This is a genomic window from Nocardioides sp., from assembly GCF_036401255.1.
Classification (GTDB): Bacteria; Actinomycetota; Actinomycetes; order Propionibacteriales; family Nocardioidaceae; genus Nocardioides.
The window spans coordinates 1-16,668 of record NZ_DASWVI010000018.1 but is presented as its reverse complement, the minus strand read 5'-3'; the positions used below and the strand labels follow the sequence as shown (position 1 = coordinate 16,668).

The window sequence follows — 16,668 nt, the reverse complement described above, 5'->3', positions numbered from 1 at the left end:
CCCAGTCGGTGGTGAGCTCGGCGTCGTCGACGAGCAGCGCGCCGCCGGCCTCGACGACGGGCTTGGCGTTCAGGGTCTGCTCGCCGTTGCCGATCGGCAGCGGCACGAACACCGCGGGCAGGCCCACGGCCGCGGCCTCGGTGACGGAGTTGGCGCCGGCGCGGCACACGACGAGGTCCGCGGCGGCGAAGGCCAGGTCCATCCGGTCGATGTACTCGACGACGACATAGGGGACGGTCCCGGACTCCGGCCGCGCCGGATCGGCGCCGCCGTGCTTGCCCTCGGCGTGGAGGACCTGCACGCCCGCGGCCGCGAGCGCACCGGCCGCCCCGGAGACGGCCTGGTTGAGCCGGCGCGCGCCCTGCGATCCGCCGGTGACCAGCAGCGTGGGGCGGTCCGGGTCGAGCCCGAAGAACGCGCGGGCCTCGGCCCGCAGAGCCGCCCGGTCCAGGCCCGAGATCATCGGCCGGATCGGCAGGCCGACGTACTCGGCGTTGCGCAGGGGCGTGTCGGGGAAGCTCACGAGCACCCGCTGGGCGAACCGCGCCCCGGCCCGGTTGGCCAGGCCGGGCACGGTGTTCTGCTCGTGGATGACCAGCGGGACCTGCCCCTTGCGGACCGCGAGGTAGAGCGGCATGGAGACGTAGCCGCCGTAGCCGACGACGACGTCGGGACGGACCCGGTCGAGCACGGCCCGGGTCTCGCGGACCGCGGCGCGCAGCCGGGCCGGGACCTTCGCGAGGTCGGCACCGGGGCGGCGCGGCAGCGGCACGGGCGGGATCAGCTCGAGGGGGTAGCCGGCCTCGGGGACCACCTTGTTCTCCAGGCCGCGGGGGGTGCCGAGGCAGGTGATCTCGACGTCGGGCTCCAGTCGGCGCAGGGCGTCGGCGGTGGCGAGCAGGGGCGAGGTGTGTCCGGCGGTGCCACCACCGGCGAGGAGAACGCGCATCGCGGCAACCTTAGAGGAGCGCTTACAGGTGGCCCGCGGAGAGCCCGGCCGAGCGAGCCCGCTTGCGCTGCGCCAGCGCACGGGCCGCTTCGGGCTCGCGGCGCGCGAAGCCGATCAGCAGGCCGAGCGCGACCAGGGAGGGCACCAGCGCGGACCCGCCGTAGGAGACCAGCGGCAGCGGGATGCCGATGACCGGGAGCAGGGCGAGCACCATGCCGACGTTGATGATCATCTGGCCGAGCAGCCACACCACAATGCCGAAGGTCGTGTAGCGCACGAAGCTGTCCTCGGTGTGCGTGGCGACCCGGATCGCGGCGTAGGCGATCGTGAGGAACAGCGCGATCACCAGCAGCGTGCCGACCAGGCCCAGCTCCTCGCCGAGGACGGCGAAGATGAAGTCGGTGTGTGCCTCGGGCAGGTTGCCCCACTTCTGCTGGCTGGCGCCGATGCCCTGCCCGAAGACACCGCCGTGCGAGAGTGCGTAGAGCCCGTGCGCCGGTTGCCAGCCCGCGTCGTGGAAGTCCTTGAACGGGTCGGCGAAGTTCGTCAGCCGCTCGCGCCGCTCCGAGCTGGTCGAGGCCAGCCAGATCGCGACGACGCCGATGACCGTCAGCGTCACGGAGAACAGCCGGCCCGGCGCTCCCACCACCCACAGCATCGCGAGCAGGATCGCCATCAGCACCAGTGCGGTGCCGAGGTCGTGGCCGAGCACGACCAGGGCCACCACCAGCAGCATGCCGGGCACGACGGGGACGAAGACCTCGTGCAGGCTGCCGAGCCGCTTCTCCTTGCGGGCGTAGACGTGCGCCGCCCACAGCACGATCGACAGCTTCGCGATCTCGGCGGGCTGGACGACGAAGGGGCCGACGCCGAGCCAGTTCGTGTTGCCGTTGACGGTGCGCCCCAGACCGAGCTGGGTGAGGGCGAGCAGCACGATCGAGACCAGCAGGGCCAGCCACGCGAAGCGGCGCAGCACCGAGTGCGGCAGCCGGGAGGCGATCCAGGCGGCGGGGATGCCGATCAGCACCCAGAGCAGCTGGCGCTCGACGATCGCGTAGGAGCTGCCGTTCTTCTCGAAGGAGTACACGCTCGAGGCGCTCAGCACCATGATCAGGCCGATGGTGAGCAGCAGCCCCGAGGCGCCGAGCAGCAGGTAGTACGCCGTGAGCGGCCGGTCGAGCGCGTGCCGGACGGTGGCGAACCAGCCGCGGGGCGACCGTCCGGCCGCGGGATGGGCGGCCCGGTCGACGGGGTCGAGCGGGTTCGCGGTCGTCACGCCCCACCCCTCCCCTCGGGTCGTCGGCTCCTACGGTCTGCGTCGGACGGCGTCGCCGAACGCGTCACCGCGCTCGGCGTAGTCGGTGAACATGTCCATGGAGGCGCAGCCGGGCGCCAGCAGGACCGTGTCGCCGGGTCGGGCCAACTCGGCTGCCGCCCCGACCACGCGCTCCATGGCACGTCCACCGTGATCGCCCTCAGTCTCGTCGGCGTCGACCACGATGACCGGCACATCCGGCGCGTGTCGCGAAAGCGCCGCCGCGATCACGTCGCGGTCGCGGCCGATCAGCACCACGCCGCGGAGTCGCCCGCGCACGGCGCGGACCAGGTCGTCGAAGTGGGCGCCCTTGGTCAGCCCGCCCGCGACCCACACGACCGAGTCGTAGGCCTGCAGCGAGGTCTGGGCGGCGTGCGGGTTGGTGGCCTTGGAGTCGTCGACCCAGGTGACGCCGTCCCTCTCGGCGACCACGGTGATCCGGTGGGGACCGGGCCGGAAGGAGCGCAGCCCGTCGCGGACGGCCGCCTGGGACACGCCGTGGGCTCGCGCCAGGGCCGCCGCGGCGAGCGCGTTCGCGACGTTGTGCGGGGCCGCCCCGGCCGGGGAGCCCAGCGTCAGGTCGGAGATCGTGCAGAGCTCGGCCGCGCTGGTGTCGCGCTGCTCGATGAACGCCCGGTCGGCCAGGATGTCCTCGACCAGGCCGACCATCCCGACCCCGGGCATGCCGAGGGTGAACCCCACCGCCCGCGCCCCCTCGACGACGTCGGCCTCCCGCACCAGCCGCTCGGTCTCGGGGTCGGCGACGTTGTAGACGCAGGCCCGCTGGACGCGTTCGTAGATCCGGCCCTTGTCGGCCGCGTAGGCGGCCCGACCGCTCGGACCGGCGTACCAGTCCAGGTGGTCCTCGGCGACGTTGAGCACCGCCGCCGACTCCGCGCTCATCGAGTCGGTGTAGTGCAGCTGGAAGCTGGACAGCTCCACGGCGAGCACGTCGTACGGTTCGGGGTCCATGACCGCCTCGACGATCGGCAGCCCGACGTTGCCCACGGCGATGCTGCGCAGGCCGGCGGCGCGCAGGATCGCGTCGAGCATCAAGACGGTGGTGGTCTTGCCGTTGGTGCCGGTGACCGCCAGCCACGGCGTGTGGTGGTCGGGGTCGCGCAGCCGCCAGGCCAGCTCGACCTCGCCCCAGACCGGGACGCCACGGGCGAGTGCTTGCGCGATCAGGGGCGCGGTGGGCTTCCAGCCCGGCGAGGTCACGAGCACGTCGACCTCGTCGGGCAGCGTGTCGGCGCTGCCGGGACCCAGGCGTACGTCGGCCCCGAGCACCTCGAGCAGCTCGGCCTTGGCCGGGCGGTCTCCCGCGTCGGACTCGTCGACCGCGACGACGCTCGCCCCGAGGTGGTTGAGGTTGTCGGCCGCGGCGAAGCCCGAGGCGCCGAACCCCGCGACGACCGCGCGAACGCCCTCCCAGGAGTCGTGCCGGCCCAGGCCCAGGGGCGTCATCCGATGCCCGCGACCCACTCGGCGTAGAACACGCCCAGCCCGACGGCGACGCAGATGCCGGTGATGATCCAGAAGCGGATCGTCACGGTGACCTGCTCCCAGCCGAGCATCTCGAAGTGGTGGTGGATCGGCGCGATGCGGAACAGGCGGCGGCCCGTGCCTGTCAGCCGCTTGGTCACCTTGAACGTGCTGACCTGCAGCATCACCGAGACCGTCTCGAGCACGAACAGGCCGCCGAGGATGATCAGCAGCAGCTCGGTGCGGGTCAAGATCGCGAGGCCGGCGAGCGCGCCGCCGAGGGCCAGCGATCCGGTGTCGCCCATGAAGATCGCGGCCGGCGACGCGTTCCACCACAAGAACCCGAAGCAGGCGCCGGTGATCGCGGCGGCGACGACCGCCAGGTCGAGCGGGTCGCGCACCTCGTAGCAGAGGTTGACCTGGTCGAGCCCGGTCTGGCCGCACCACTGGTTGTTCTGCCAGATGTTCACGAACATGTAGGCGCCGAAGACCATCACGCTGGCGCCCGTGGCGAGACCGTCGAGGCCGTCGGTGAGGTTCACGCCGTTCGAGGTGGCCGCGATGATCAGCCAGATCAGCAGCAGCACCACGACCGTCGGCAACGTGATCCACCCGATGTCGCGGATGAACGAGAGGTGCTTGGACGCCGGCGTCTGGCCGCGGTCGTCCTCGAGCCACGGCGAGAGCGACAGCGCGCCGAAGACCAGCGCGACCACCGTGAGACCGATCATCTTCGCCTTGCTGCGCAGGCCGAGGCTGCGCTGCTTGGAGATCTTGATGAAGTCGTCGAGGAAGCCGACCAGGCCGGTGCCGACGAGCAGGAAGAGCAGCAGCAGCGCCGAGGCCGTCGGCATGTCCTGGGTGAACAGCTTGGCGCCGAAGTAGCCGATGACGGTCGCCAGGATGATCACGACGCCGCCCATGGTCGGCGTCCCGCGCTTGGTGTGGTGGCTGGTCGGGCCGTCGTCTCGGATCTCCTGGCCGTAGCCCAGCCGCGTGAACTGCTTGATCGCCACCCGCGTCCCGAGCAGCGAGACGAGCAGCGCCAGCCCGCCTCCGAACAGGATGGCTCTCATGACTCGGTTCGGTCCTCCTCCGGATCGGTCTCGAGCAGTGCGTCGGCGATCTCCCACAGGGCGACCCCGTGGGACGCCTTGACGAGGACCACGTCATCGGGCAGGACATTCTCCCGTATCCACTCGATGGCCTCGTCCATCTCCTCCGCGACGACGCCGTCGCCGCGCCAGGCGGCCACCGCCTCGAGCCCCTCGACGATGCCGCCGGCGGCCGCGCCGACCACCACGACGATGTCGGTGCCGAGCCGGGCGGCGGCCCGGCCGACCTGGACGTGCCCGGCGTAGGACTGGCGGCCGAGGTCGAGCATCTCGCCGAGCACCGCGACCGTACGCCGGTGCCGGCGCCGGCCGATCACCGAGAGCGACTCGAGAGCGGCCGTCACCGAGGTGGGGTTGGCGTTGTAGGCGTCGTTGACGACGATCAGGCCGTCCGCGCGCTCGTGGATCTCCATCCGCATCGGCGAGGCCGCGGTCGCCTGCGACAGCCGGGTCGCGATGAGGTCGAGCGGGACGTCGACGGCCAGTGCCATCCCGGCCGCGGCGAGCGCGTTCTGGGCCTGGTGGAGGCCGCTCTGCTGCAGGTGGACCGGGTGCCACTCGTCGGCGTACCCGATCTCGAACGACACCCGTCCGAGGTCGTCGACCTCGCTCCCCCGCTCGGTGACGTCCGCCTCGCCCGCGCCGAACGTGATCACGCGTGCGGCCGTGCGGGAGGCCATCGCGGCGACCAGCGCGTCGCCGGCGTTGAGCACCGCGGTGCCGTCCCCCGGGAGGGCCCCGATGATCTCGCCCTTGGCGAAGGCGATCGAGTCCTTGCTGCCGAACTCGCCGATGTGGGCCGTGCCGACGTTGAGGACCGCGGCGACCTTGGGTGGCGCGATCTCGCAGAGGTGCTTGATGTGGCCGATCCGCCGGGCGCCCATCTCCAGCACGAGGAACCGGGTCTCGGCGTGGGCGCGCAGCACCGTGAGCGGCAGGCCGATCTCGTTGTTGTAGCTGCCGGCGGTGGCGACCGTCGAGCCGGCCGCGGCGAGGATGTGGGCGAGGTAGTCCTTGGTGCCGGTCTTGCCCTGGGACCCGGTGAGGGCCAGCACGGTCGCGTCCAGCCGTCGCACGACGTGGGCGGCGAGCTTGCCCAGCGCGACCACGGGGTCGCGGACGACGACCGTGGGCGCCTCGGTCGCCCGGCTGCCGAGCACGGCGTGCGCGCCGGCCGCGTAGTCGTGGCCGTCGACGTGCTCGCCCTTGATCGCCACGAACAGGCCACCGGGCACGGCCTGGCGGGAGTCGACGTACGCCGGAGCGTCCACGAGGACGTCCGGGTCGCCGGCGACCGTCCCGCCCACCACCTTGGCGATCTTGCCCAGCGTCATCTCAAGCACGCGATCTCCTCTTTCACTACCTCGCGGTCGTCGAACGGGTGCACCACGCCTGCGACTTCCTGTCCCGTCTCGTGTCCCTTGCCGGCGACCAGCACGATGTCACCGGTCCTGGCCAGGCGCAGCGCCTCGCGGATCGCGGCCCGCCGGTCCCCGATCTCGAGGACCTCACCCGAGCCGGTGCCCGAGCCAGTGCCTGACGGCACCCCGGAGAGCATCTCAGACCGGATCGACGCCGGGTCCTCGGTGCGGGGGTTGTCGTCGGTCACGATCAGCACATCGGCCAGCCGCGCGGCGATTCCAGCCATGATCGGCCGCTTGCCGGGATCGCGGTCGCCGCCGGCGCCCAGCACGACGATCACCCGACCCGTCGTCAGCGGGCGCAGCGTCCGGATCGCCGCCTCCACGGCGTCCGGCTTGTGCGCGTAGTCGACGACGACCTCGAAGTCCTGGCCCGCGTCGACGCGTTCGAGCCGCCCCGGCACCCCGCCGCCCGCCGCGATGCCCGCGGCGACCGCAGCGGCGTCCAACCCGGCCTCGCCGGCGGCCGCGACGGCCGCGAGCGTGTTGGCGACGTTGAAGTCCCCGGGCAGCGGGCACCGCGCGGTGATCCGCGTGCCACCGGGCCCGACGACCACGAAGTCCGAGCCGTCGGCCCGCGGCGCCACCTCCTCCGCACGCCAGTCCGCCGCCGCCCCGGCCGCCGAGAACGTGCGCACCGGCACGGTCGTCTCGGTGAGCAGCCGCCGGCCGTGGGCATCGTCGACGTTGACGAGCCCGAGCCGCGCCCGCCCCGGGGTGAACAGGGAGGCCTTCGCGGCGAAGTAGTCCTCGACGTCGCGGTGGAAGTCCAGGTGGTCGCGCCCCAGGTTCAAGAACACCGCGACGTCGAAGACGACCCCGTCGACGCGGCCCATCACCAGCGCGTGGCTGGAGACCTCCATCGCGCAGGTCTCGACCCCGCGCTCGCGCATCATCGCGAACAGGCCGTGCAGATCCGGTGCCTCGGGGGTGGTGAGGGTCGTCCGCACGTCCTCGCCGGCCACCCGGGTGCCGACGGTGCCGATCACGGCCGCGGGGAGCCCCGCCTGCTCCAGGCCGCCCTCGAGCAGCCTGGTCGTCGTGGTCTTGCCCTGGGTGCCGGTCACGCCGATCATCCGCATGGAGGCCGCCGGGTCGCCGTAGATCCGGGCGGCGAGGCTGCCGAGCACGGCTCGTGGTCGCTCCACGACCAGGAGGGGTACGCCGAGTCCGCTGGTGGCCGCCGCCCCATCCGGGTCGGTGAGGACGGCGACCGCGCCCGCCCCGACCGCCGCACCGGCGTAGTCGATGCCGTGGGCGCGGCTGCCCGGGAGCGCGGCGTACACGTCACCGGGCCGCACCCGTTGGGAGGAGAGCGAGATCCCGGTGACCTCGACGCCGCCGCCCTCGCCCCGGATCTCGGCACCGGCCCATCCCGCCACGGTCGCGAGCGGGGTCCGCGAGGGCCGCGCGGGCCGGGTGGAGTCGCTCACCACGCGAGGCTATCGCTGCGCCCGGCTACCACTCGACCGGGAGTCGGGAGGGCGAGGTCCCGGTCGGGGGGACGGCGTAGCGCTGGAGCGCGTAGCTCATGATCTTCGCGAACGCCGGGCCGCCGACCGAGCCGCCGCCCCCGCCGTTGCGGGGGTTCTGGACCACGACGTAGACGGTGAACCGGGGGTCGTCGGCGGGGGCGAAGCCGGCGAACGAGACCGTGAACGAGCCGTCGTAGCACCCGCACTCCTCACCGACCCGCTGCGCGGTGCCGGTCTTGCCCGCCACCCGGTAGCCCGCGATGGCGGCGCCGGGTGCGACGCCGACGTCGGGGTCGACCACCCGCTCCATCATCCGCATGGTGTCGCGCGCGGCGCGGGCGCTGATCACCCGGCGCTTGGTGGCGGTGTCGGTGCCGACGACCGCTCCGTCGTCCGTGGTCGCCGTGCCCTTGATCAGGCTCGGGGAGACCCGCACGCCGCCGTTGGCGATCGTGTTGACGGCGGCCGCCATCTGGACGCCGTTGACCGACAGCGACTGCCCGAACGCGATGCGGTCCTGCATCTGGTGGGTCCAGGCGCTGGCGTCGGGCAGCAGGCCCTGGGTCTCGCCCCGCACGCCGATGCCGGTGCGCTCGCCGAGGCCGAAGTCGCGCAGGTAGTCGTAGAGCTGGCCCTGCTGGAACTTGTCGGCCGCGAGCACCGTGCCGATGTTGGAGGACTGGGCGATCACCCCGGCGAGCGTGAGGTGGAGGGTGCCGTGGGTGAACCAGTCGTTGATCGGCCGGTCCTCGCGGCGCAGCTGGGACGGTACGACGATCTTCGTCCGGGGCGTCACCAGTCCCAGGTCGATCAGGGAGCTGACCGTGAGGACCTTCTCGACCGAGCCGGGCTCGTAGACGTCCTGCATGGCCCGCGAGCCCAGGTCGGCCTTCGGCGAGGCGGTCGGGTCGTTGGCGTCGAACGTCGGGTAGTCGGCGACCGCGAGCAGCTCACCGGTGCGGCTGTCCATCACGACGGCGAACCCGCTGTCGCCGCGCGCGTTCTCGACCGTCTGGCCGAGCACCCGCTGCGCGTACCACTGCAGGTCGAGGTCGATCGTCGTGCGCAGGTCCTGGCCGTCGACCGGCTCGGTGACCGTGCTCTCGCCCAGAGGGATCCGATGGCCGCCACCCACCTCGTAGCGGGCCGAGCCGTCGCGTCCGGCGAGCTGGTGGTCGAAGGTCCGCTCGAGGCCGGCGAGCGGCTCGTCGGTGCCCATGAAGCCGACCAGGTTGGCCGCGACGTCACCGGCCGGGTAGTCGCGGACCGGGTCGCGGCGGGTGTCGAGGCCCTCGAAGCCGAGCTTCTCGGCCGCGTCGACGACCTCCGTGGCCTGCGTGGCCGGCACCCGGCGGGCGATGTACTCGAACCGGCTGCCCTGCTCGCGCAGCTTGTTCAGCGTGTCGACGTAGTCGATGTCGAGCCGCCGGTACAAGAAGCGCGCCAGCTCGGGGGCCCGGTCGGCGGTCATCGACGGGTCGGCGACGATCATCAGCCCGTCGATCGAGCCGGCCAGGGGCTTGCCGTTGCGGTCCACGATGTCGCCGCGCGTGGCGGGCAGGACCACCTGGTCCACGCCCTCGGCGGCGGCCATCGCCGCGTAGGAGTTGGGGTCGACGCCCTGCAGCTGCACGAGCCGCGCGCCGAAGACCGAGAGCACCATCGCGATCACCACGAACCCGACCCGCAGCCGGAGATGGGGGGCGCCGCGCAGGGAGCCGCGGGGCGGGCGAGGCTGGCGCATCGGGTCTCCGTGGGTGCGGTGGGTGCGGTCGGGGTCGGTCGGGATCGGTCGGTCAGTGGCGCGGCTGCTGTTGCTGCTGGTTCTCCTGGGACTGCTGGGTCTGCTGGGTCTGCTGGTGCTCCTGGTTCTTCTTACCGTCTCCCCCGCCGTTCCCGGCTCCTCCGCGGCCCGTGTCGCTGCCCGGGTCGCGGCCCGGGTCGCTGCCCGGGTCGCTGCCCGGGTCGTTGCCGGTGTCGTCGGCGGGCACGCGCACCACGTTCGGCGCGGGGTCGAGGACGGCGGGCTTGACCGGCGCCGGCGGGTCGATCCGGAACGGGACGCTCCCGTCGGCCGCGCACGGCTGACCGGTGACCGTCCCGGTGCCGAGCCGGAGGAACGCCGGGCCGCAGGCCTGCACCATGCCCAGGTGCTGGGCGGCCGTGGCGATCCGCTGCGGGTCGCGCAGTCGGTCCAGGTCCATCTGCAGGCTCTGCTCGCGGGCGGCCAGGGTGGTCGCCTGGCTCTCCAGCGCGGTGGCCGCGAACGAGGACTGCTGCATCGAGGTGTTGAACAGCAGCAGCCCGACGACGCCGCCGAGCAGCACCATCGTGACGAGCGCGACGAACGGCATCCGCGCCGCCTGGGCGCGGGTGCGGGGCACCACGGTGAGCCGGGCCCGCTCCACCGCCACCTCGGCGATGCGCGGGATCCGGGTCCGGGCCTGCGGGGTGGGACTGCTCATGCTGCGGCTCCCTCACTCAGGCGCTCGATCGCGCGCAGCCGGACCGAGGCGGCGCGCGGGTTGTGGGAGATCTCGTCGGGGCCGGCCTTCTCGGCCCCGCGGGTGACCAGGCGCAGGGCCGGCTCGTGGCCGGGAGGCACGAACGGGAGGTCCTCGGGGACGTCGAGGCGGGTGGCGGCGGTGAACGCCTGCTTGACCAGGCGGTCCTCCAGGGAGTGGTAGGACTCGACCACGACCCGGCCGCCGACGCCGATCGCCGCGATCGCGGCGGGGATCGCCCGCCGCAGCACCGCGAGCTCGTCGTTGACCTCCATGCGGAGCGCCTGGAAGGTGCGCTTGGCCGGGTGCCCGCCGGTACGCCGGGCCGGCGCGGGGATCTCGGCGTAGAGCAGCTCGACCAGGCGCCCGGAGCGGGTGAACGGCTCCCGGGAGCGCTCGCGCACCACGGCGGCGGCGATCTTGCGGGCGAACCGCTCCTCGCCGTACTCGCGCAGCACCCGGGTCAGGTCGTCGACGTCGTAGGTGTTGAGCACGTCGGCGGCCGTCGGGCCGCTCGTGCCGTCCATCCGCATGTCCAGCGGGGCGTCCTCGGCGTAGGCGAAGCCGCGCTCGCGCACGTCGAGCTGCATGGAGGACACCCCGAGGTCGAAGAGCACGGCGTCGACGCTCGCCAGCCCGAGCCCGGCCAGGACGTCGCGCAGCTCGTCGTAGACCGCGTGCACGCCGGTGAACCGCTCGCCGAACGGGGCCAGGCGCTCGCCGGCCAGCGCGAGGGCGTCCGGGTCGCGGTCGATGCCGACGACCCTGGTCGCGGGGAACCGGGACAGGACCGCCTCGCTGTGACCACCGAGGCCGAGCGTGGCGTCCACCAGGATCGAGCCGTCGCGCTCGAGCGCGGGGGCCAGCAGGGCGACGACCCGGTCGAGCAGCACCGGGACGTGGGCGGGGGCGGCCATGTCAGGCCTGACGCGCCAGGAACGCGAGGACCAGGAAGCCCAGCGTGACCGCGATCGAGGTCGCGGCCGAGAACGCCATCACCGTCGCCGCGTCGCGGGCCTGCTGGCGCACGCGGCGCGGCGGCGCCTCGAACGGCGCAGGTACTGGCGCGATGCTCATGGGTTCGACCCTCGTGTCCCGACTGGATGTGCTGGTGCTGGTGCTGGTGGTGGTGGAGAAATGCGGCGATCCGCCTGACCAGGTCCCTGCCCGCTCCCGGGTGTGAGAAGGGGAAGTGCCGTCTGGAACCGGGGAAGGTGCCCCAGATGGCCATGGGAGCGGGCTCGAGACCTCGTCCTGCGGATCGCTGTGCTGTTGTGTGGTGCGCTGTTGTGGTGGTGCCGGTGCTGCTAGTTCGGGCCGGGTGCCGGTTGCTCGTCGAGCTCGGCGAACTTCGCCTGCGCGCCGGCGGAGTACTCCCGCCAGCGGGCCGGGTCCCAGATCTCGATGCGGTCCATGACGCCGATGACGACGACGTCGCGGTCCAGGCCGGCGTACTCGCGCAGCGGTGCCGCGATGCCGATCCGGCCCTGCTTGTCCAGCGACCCCTCGTCGGCGCCGGCGAACAGGACGCGGGCGTAGTCACGCGCTCCGCGCACCGTCATCGGCGTCGCCTGGGCTCGGCGGGCCTCCTCCATGAACACGTCGGTGGGCCACACGACCAGGCAGTTCTCCTGACCTTGGGTCACGACGAGTCCCTCCGCGAGTCGGTCCCTGAACTTGGCCGGGAGGAACAGTCGCCCTTTCTCGTCGAGCTTCGGGGTGTAGGTGCCCATGAAGAACATCGGGCGCCTCCCACTCCGGCCCTCGACGGACCCTTCCTCCACTGCGCTCCACTTTACGCCACTTTGCCCCACCGTCAACCACATCGCGCATGTCGCCCGCGGGAATCCGGCCGGTTCGACGCCGCGACCGCGCTCTCCCGCCGGCGTACGCCGCCGGTGGCGTCGCGCCCGCGATCTGCGTTTGCGCAGGTCAGCGGGGTGCCGGGGCCGCACCGGCGAGCGCGGGTGGTGCGTAGGTGGGGAGGATCCGCCGGTGGTGGGGCGTGGTGGAGGACGGCTCGCACGCCGCGCCCGCGCTCGCCTCGAACCGGGACCGCAACCAAACCGTGACTCCGGGAGTCGGATCCACCGAGGACCGGTGCCCGTAGGTTTCCGGCACGACTACGGTGGGGCCATCCGGTGACACGGGTCACGCGGGAGGGGAAGGGACGCAGACGTGAGAACTGAAGCGGGGGGCGCGGACCTCCAGACGCTGGCACGGGTGGTCGGCCGGGTGCGCGCGAACATCGAGCGGGTCATCGAGGGCAAGCCCGATGTCGTCGACGCCTCCCTCGTCGTGCTGCTCGCGGAGGGGCACCTGCTGATCGAGGACGTCCCCGGCGTCGGCAAGACCCAGCTGAGCAAGGCTCTGGCCCGCAGCATCGACTCGTCGGTGCGCCGCATCCAGTTCACGCCGGACCTGCTGCCCTCCGACGTCACCGGCGTGTCGGTGTTCAACCAGAACACCCGGGAGTTCGAGTTCCGCCCGGGCGGGGTGTTCGCGAACATCGTCGTGGGCGACGAGATCAACCGGGCCTCGCCGAAGACGCAGTCGGCGCTGCTGGAGTGCATGGAGGAGCGCCAGGTCACCGTCGACAACACGACCTACCAGCTCGAGCAGCCCTTCATGGTGATCGCGACCCAGAACCCCATCGAGATGGAGGGCACCTACGCGCTGCCGGAGGCGCAGCGCGACCGGTTCATGGCCCGCGTCTCGGTCGGCTACCCGGTCGAGGCGGCGGAGATCGCGATGCTGAACTCGCACACGAGGGCCAACCCGCTCGACGACCTCGAGCCGGTCACCGACGCCGCGGAGGTGCGCAAGCTGATCGCGATCGTCGGCCAGGTGCACGTCTCGGACGCCGTGCAGCGTTACGCGGTGGCGATCACCGCGGCCACACGCCGCTCGGAGGAGCTGACGCTGGGCGCGTCCCCCCGGGCCACGCTGCACCTGGTCCGCGCGGCCAAGGCCGTCGCGGCGATGGCGGACCGCGACTACGTGCTCCCCGACGACGTGACCCGGCTCGCGCGGCCCGTGCTCGCCCACCGGCTGCTGCCCGGCGTCGAGGCGGCGATGAGCGGCCGCTCGACCACCGCGATCCTCGACGCCGTCCTCGCCACCGTGCCCGTGCCCGACGGCCAGCACCGCTGAGGGTGCGCGAGAGCTGCGAGCGAGCTGCGAGAGGGATGCGATGAGGGAGGCACTGGCGGGGCTCACCGTCCGCGGGCGGGCGTTCCTCGCCGCCGGAGTGACCGCGGTGGTGTGCGCGATCGTGCTCGACCAGTCGGCGCTGACCCGGGTCGGCGTACTCGTGCTCGTGCTGCCCCTCCTCACCGCCTGGGTGGTGGGTCGCAACCGCTATCGGCTGGCGCTGGTGCGCACCGTGACGCCCCAGCTGGTCGCAGCCGGCCAGCCGGCCCGCGTGTCGCTGGCCCTCAGCAACGAGGGCCGCAGCCCCAACGGCGTCCTGCTCCTCGAGGACCACGTTCCCTACGTCCTCGGCACGCGGCCCCGGTTCGTGGTCGAGGGCATCGGCAGCGGGTGGCGCCAGAGCGTCTCCTACCAGGTGCGCTCCGACGTCCGTGGCCGGTTCGAGATCGGGCCGATGTCGGTGCGCGTCACCGACCCGTTCGGCCTGGTGGAGCTGGGCCGCACGTTCCGCACCACGGTGCCGCTGATCGTGACACCGCGCACCGTGGCACTCCCCCAGATCCCGCTGGGCGGCGCCTGGACCGGCTCGGGTGACAACCGGCCGCGGGCGTTCGCCACCGGAAGCGCCGAGGACGTCACGGTGCGCGAGTACCGCCAGGGCGACGACCTGCGGCGGGTGCACTGGCGCAGCTCGGCCCGGCTGGGCGAGCTCATGGTGCGCCGCGAGGAGCAGCCCTGGCAGTCGCGGGCCACGCTCGTGCTGGACAACCGGCTCCAGGCCCACCGGGGACAGGGCATCGCGTCCTCGCTCGAGGCGGCGGTCTCGGCCGCCGCATCGATCGCGGTGCACCTGAGCCACCGTGGCTTCGCCGTACGCCTCGTGACCGCGCTGGGCGAGGATCCCGCGTCCAACGCCTGGCACCTGCGCGACACCGACCTCAACACCGGCCCGCTCCTGGAGGCGCTGGCGGTCGTCCAGGCGATCCAGCAGCCACACCTCGACACCGGCTGGCTCGCCGAGGGTGCCCACGGCGGACTCACCGTCGCCGTGTTCGGAGGTCTGGGCGCCACGGACCTGCCGGTGCTGCGCCGGATGCAGCACCAGGCCGGGTCCGCGCTGGCGATCGCGCTCGACGTCGACGCCTGGCTCGGTGCGCCGGCCGGCGAGGGCGCGACCCGGGCGCTCGGTCAGCAGGGGTGGCGGGCGGTCCCGCTCGGCCCTCGCGACCGACTCGACGCGGTCTGGCAGGAGCTCGGGCACACCAGTTCTCACAGCTCGCGCGGCGCGACGCGTCCGGCCTCGGAGGCGACCGCATGATGCGCTCGATGACCCGCACGCGAGGCAGCCTGTCCGCCGGCATCACGCTGGCGTCGGTCGCGGCCGCGACGACGCTGCTCGCGTTGTACGGCTGGCGCGGCTTCGCCGAGGTCCCCGGCGGCTTCCTCAACCCGCTGCTGCTGCTCGGCGTCGTCGTGGCCGCCACGGGCGCCGCGACCCGGTGGTGGCGGTGGCCCGGCCCGGCCGTCGTCGCCACCCAGGTCGCCCTCGCGGGGTGGGTGGCCTGCCAGCTCATCGCCGGCTCCTGGCTGCCGACCTCCGACACGCTGCCGGAGGTGCGAGCGGCGATCGCCTCGGCACTCGACAGCTCGCGGGAGTTCGCGGCGCCCGTCCCGGCATCGGCGCCACCGATCGACCCGCTGCTCATCCTCAGCGGGCTGGCCTGCCTGCTGCTGGTCGACCTGCTCGCCTGCACCCTGCACCGGGTGCCGCTGGCGGGGCTGCCGCTCCTGGCGGTCTACACGGTCCCGGTGAGCATCATCGAGGCCCCGATCGCCTGGTGGGTCTTCGTCGGCACCGCCGCCGGGTTCTTGGCCATGCTGTTCCTCGAGGAGAACGAGCACGTCAGCCGGTGGGGCCGGCCGATCGCGGAGGACCGCGAGACCGGCGACCCGATCTCGCTGGGCGCCGGAGCGCACGCCGTACGCCGCACCGCCACCGGCCTCGGCGGCGCCGCGACCGCGCTCGCGATGGTGCTCCCCCTGCTCGTGCCGAGCACCGGGGTCAGCCTGTTCGACTTCGGCCCGGGCCACGGCGCCGGCGACGACATCCGCGTCGACAACCCCACCGCGGACCTGGTCCGCGACCTGCGCCGCGGCCGGGACACCGACCTGGTGCGGATCACCACCACCGATCCGCGCCCCTCCTACCTGCGGATCCTGACGCTCACCCGCTTCACCGACGTCGAGTGGACGCCGGGCGACCGCGACGTGCCCGCCGACCACCGCGCCGACGGACAGCTGCCGCCGCCGTCCGGTGTGGACGCCGAGGTGAGCCGCAGCGAGCTGCCCTACGACGTCACGATCCTGCCGGGGTTCGACTCGACGTGGCTGCCCACGCAGTACCCGGTCAGCAACGTCAAGGCCGAGGGCGACTGGCGCTTCGACGGCACCACCATGGACTTCCTGGCCGTGCCCGACGACCTGACCACCGCCGGGCTCCACTACACGATGAGCAGCCTCCAGCTCGACCTCACCGCACAGCGGCTCCGGGGCGCGGGCTCCTCGGTCGGCAAGGTCGCCGAGTCCTACACCGACGTCCCGCCCGACCTGCCGCCGATCGTGCGCCAGCTGGCCGCCGAGGTCACCCGCAACCAGACCAACCGGTTCGACAAGGCCGTCGCGCTGCAGAACTGGTTCCGCTCGACCGGGGGGTTCACCTACTCACTCGACACGGCGGCGGCCGGCAACGGGTACGACGCGCTGACGCAGTTCCTCACCGAGGGGTCGGGCGGACGCACGGGCTACTGCGAGCAGTTCGCCTCCGCGATGGCCGTGATGGCGCGCGTCCTCGGGATCCCCGCGCGGGTCGCCGTCGGGTTCCTCTCCCCCGACCCGGACGGTCCGAACACGTGGGTCTACAGCTCCCACGACATGCACACCTGGCCCGAGCTCTACTTCCAGGGATCAGGATGGGTGCGGTTCGAGCCCACCCCGGCCGACCGGGCCACCGGAGTCCCGTCGTACACCGTCCGCGGTCTCCCGCAGGACAACGGCCCCTCCCAGCCGACCGCGACCCAGTCCAGCGCGGGCGTCTCCGGTCCGTCGAACCGGGCGACGCAGACCGCGGACTCCTCGGCGGAGACGCCGCAGGACGAGGAGCGCAGCGCGGGCGTCGCGTGGGGCCGGGTGCTCGGCGGCGCGGCCGGCGTGCTCGTGCTCGCGGCGGCGCTGCTCCTGCCGAGCCTGGTGCG

Annotated in this window: 14 protein-coding genes; 3 read left to right on the top strand and 11 right to left on the bottom strand. The window is 73.1% G+C overall.

The window, feature by feature from the left end; all coding sequences use genetic code 11:
* The 11 genes from murG to mraZ all read right to left on the bottom strand — a co-directional run.
* On the bottom strand, nucleotides 1–949 hold a 949-nt coding region (gene murG / locus VGD85_RS00655; RefSeq protein WP_331061516.1), incomplete at its 3' end, for an undecaprenyldiphospho-muramoylpentapeptide beta-N-acetylglucosaminyltransferase.
* Between the two features lie 22 nt (nucleotides 950–971).
* Nucleotides 972–2,225, bottom strand: a complete 1,254-nt coding sequence (gene ftsW, locus VGD85_RS00650) for a putative lipid II flippase FtsW (protein WP_331061515.1) — start codon at nucleotides 2,223–2,225, stop codon at nucleotides 972–974.
* 30 nt (nucleotides 2,226–2,255) lie between these two features.
* Nucleotides 2,256–3,731, bottom strand: coding sequence for a UDP-N-acetylmuramoyl-L-alanine--D-glutamate ligase (murD, locus tag VGD85_RS00645; protein WP_331061514.1), 1,476 nt, complete (start codon nucleotides 3,729–3,731; stop codon nucleotides 2,256–2,258).
* Nucleotides 3,728–4,825 carry a phospho-N-acetylmuramoyl-pentapeptide-transferase gene (gene mraY / locus VGD85_RS00640; RefSeq protein WP_331061513.1) on the bottom strand — a complete coding sequence of 366 codons (1,098 nt, stop codon included), beginning with the start codon at nucleotides 4,823–4,825 and terminating at the stop codon, nucleotides 3,728–3,730. The genes murD and mraY overlap by 4 nt, the downstream gene beginning before the upstream one ends.
* Entirely contained in the window at nucleotides 4,822–6,198 is a 1,377-nt protein-coding gene (locus VGD85_RS00635) for a UDP-N-acetylmuramoyl-tripeptide--D-alanyl-D-alanine ligase (protein ID WP_331061518.1), read from the bottom strand. Before VGD85_RS00635 ends, mraY begins: the two co-directional genes overlap by 4 nt.
* A complete protein-coding gene (locus VGD85_RS00630) occupies nucleotides 6,195–7,667 on the bottom strand; it encodes a UDP-N-acetylmuramoyl-L-alanyl-D-glutamate--2,6-diaminopimelate ligase (protein WP_331061517.1) in 1,473 nt (490 codons plus the stop codon). The genes VGD85_RS00635 and VGD85_RS00630 overlap by 4 nt, the downstream gene beginning before the upstream one ends.
* A 76-nt stretch (nucleotides 7,668–7,743) precedes the next feature.
* Nucleotides 7,744–9,504, bottom strand: a complete 1,761-nt coding sequence (locus tag VGD85_RS00625) for a penicillin-binding protein 2 (protein ID WP_331061512.1) — start codon at nucleotides 9,502–9,504, stop codon at nucleotides 7,744–7,746.
* A 52-nt stretch (nucleotides 9,505–9,556) separates the two neighbouring features.
* Entirely contained in the window at nucleotides 9,557–10,225 is a 669-nt protein-coding gene (locus tag VGD85_RS00620; RefSeq protein WP_331061511.1) for a hypothetical protein, read from the bottom strand.
* Nucleotides 10,222–11,181 carry a 16S rRNA (cytosine(1402)-N(4))-methyltransferase RsmH gene (rsmH, locus tag VGD85_RS00615; protein ID WP_331061510.1) on the bottom strand — a complete coding sequence of 320 codons (960 nt, stop codon included), beginning with the start codon at nucleotides 11,179–11,181 and terminating at the stop codon, nucleotides 10,222–10,224. The genes VGD85_RS00620 and rsmH overlap by 4 nt, the downstream gene beginning before the upstream one ends.
* 1 nt (nucleotide 11,182) lies before the next feature.
* Nucleotides 11,183–11,341 (bottom strand): hypothetical protein, encoded by a 159-nt coding sequence (locus tag VGD85_RS00610; protein WP_331061509.1) that lies wholly within the window; start codon nucleotides 11,339–11,341, stop codon nucleotides 11,183–11,185.
* 230 nt (nucleotides 11,342–11,571) lie between these two features.
* A complete protein-coding gene (mraZ, locus tag VGD85_RS00605; protein ID WP_331061508.1) occupies nucleotides 11,572–12,006 on the bottom strand; it encodes a division/cell wall cluster transcriptional repressor MraZ in 435 nt (144 codons plus the stop codon).
* A 472-nt stretch (nucleotides 12,007–12,478) separates the two neighbouring features.
* Here mraZ and VGD85_RS00600 point away from each other — a divergent pair, with 472 nt between their 5' ends.
* The 3 genes from VGD85_RS00600 to VGD85_RS00590 all read left to right on the top strand — a co-directional run.
* A complete protein-coding gene (locus tag VGD85_RS00600; protein ID WP_414690735.1) occupies nucleotides 12,479–13,417 on the top strand; it encodes an AAA family ATPase in 939 nt (312 codons plus the stop codon).
* Between the two features lie 40 nt (nucleotides 13,418–13,457).
* Nucleotides 13,458–14,735: a DUF58 domain-containing protein gene (locus tag VGD85_RS00595; protein ID WP_331061506.1), complete on the top strand. Its 1,278-nt coding sequence runs from the start codon at nucleotides 13,458–13,460 to the stop codon at nucleotides 14,733–14,735.
* A gap of 8 nt (nucleotides 14,736–14,743) precedes the next feature.
* Nucleotides 14,744–16,668 (top strand): DUF3488 and transglutaminase-like domain-containing protein (locus VGD85_RS00590; RefSeq protein WP_331061505.1); only part of this gene is annotated, 1,925 nt, incomplete at its 3' end.

What these genes read in the sequence shown, in the direction of transcription:
- murD (WP_331061514.1), bottom strand. Translation starts at nt 3,731, where the DNA reads ATGACGCCCCTGGGCCTGGGCCGGCACGACTCCTGGGAGGGCGTTCGC.
- mraY (WP_331061513.1), bottom strand. Translation starts at nt 4,825, where the DNA reads ATGAGAGCCATCCTGTTCGGAGGCGGGCTGGCGCTGCTCGTCTCGCTG.
- VGD85_RS00635 (WP_331061518.1), bottom strand. Translation starts at nt 6,198, where the DNA reads ATGACGCTGGGCAAGATCGCCAAGGTGGTGGGCGGGACGGTCGCCGGC.
- VGD85_RS00625 (WP_331061512.1), bottom strand. Translation starts at nt 9,504, where the DNA reads ATGCGCCAGCCTCGCCCGCCCCGCGGCTCCCTGCGCGGCGCCCCCCAT.
- VGD85_RS00620 (WP_331061511.1), bottom strand. Translation starts at nt 10,225, where the DNA reads ATGAGCAGTCCCACCCCGCAGGCCCGGACCCGGATCCCGCGCATCGCC.
- rsmH (WP_331061510.1), bottom strand. Translation starts at nt 11,181, where the DNA reads ATGGCCGCCCCCGCCCACGTCCCGGTGCTGCTCGACCGGGTCGTCGCC.
- VGD85_RS00610 (WP_331061509.1), bottom strand. Translation starts at nt 11,341, where the DNA reads ATGAGCATCGCGCCAGTACCTGCGCCGTTCGAGGCGCCGCCGCGCCGC.
- mraZ (WP_331061508.1), bottom strand. Translation starts at nt 12,006, where the DNA reads ATGTTCTTCATGGGCACCTACACCCCGAAGCTCGACGAGAAAGGGCGA.
- VGD85_RS00595 (WP_331061506.1), top strand. Translation starts at nt 13,458, where the DNA reads ATGAGGGAGGCACTGGCGGGGCTCACCGTCCGCGGGCGGGCGTTCCTC.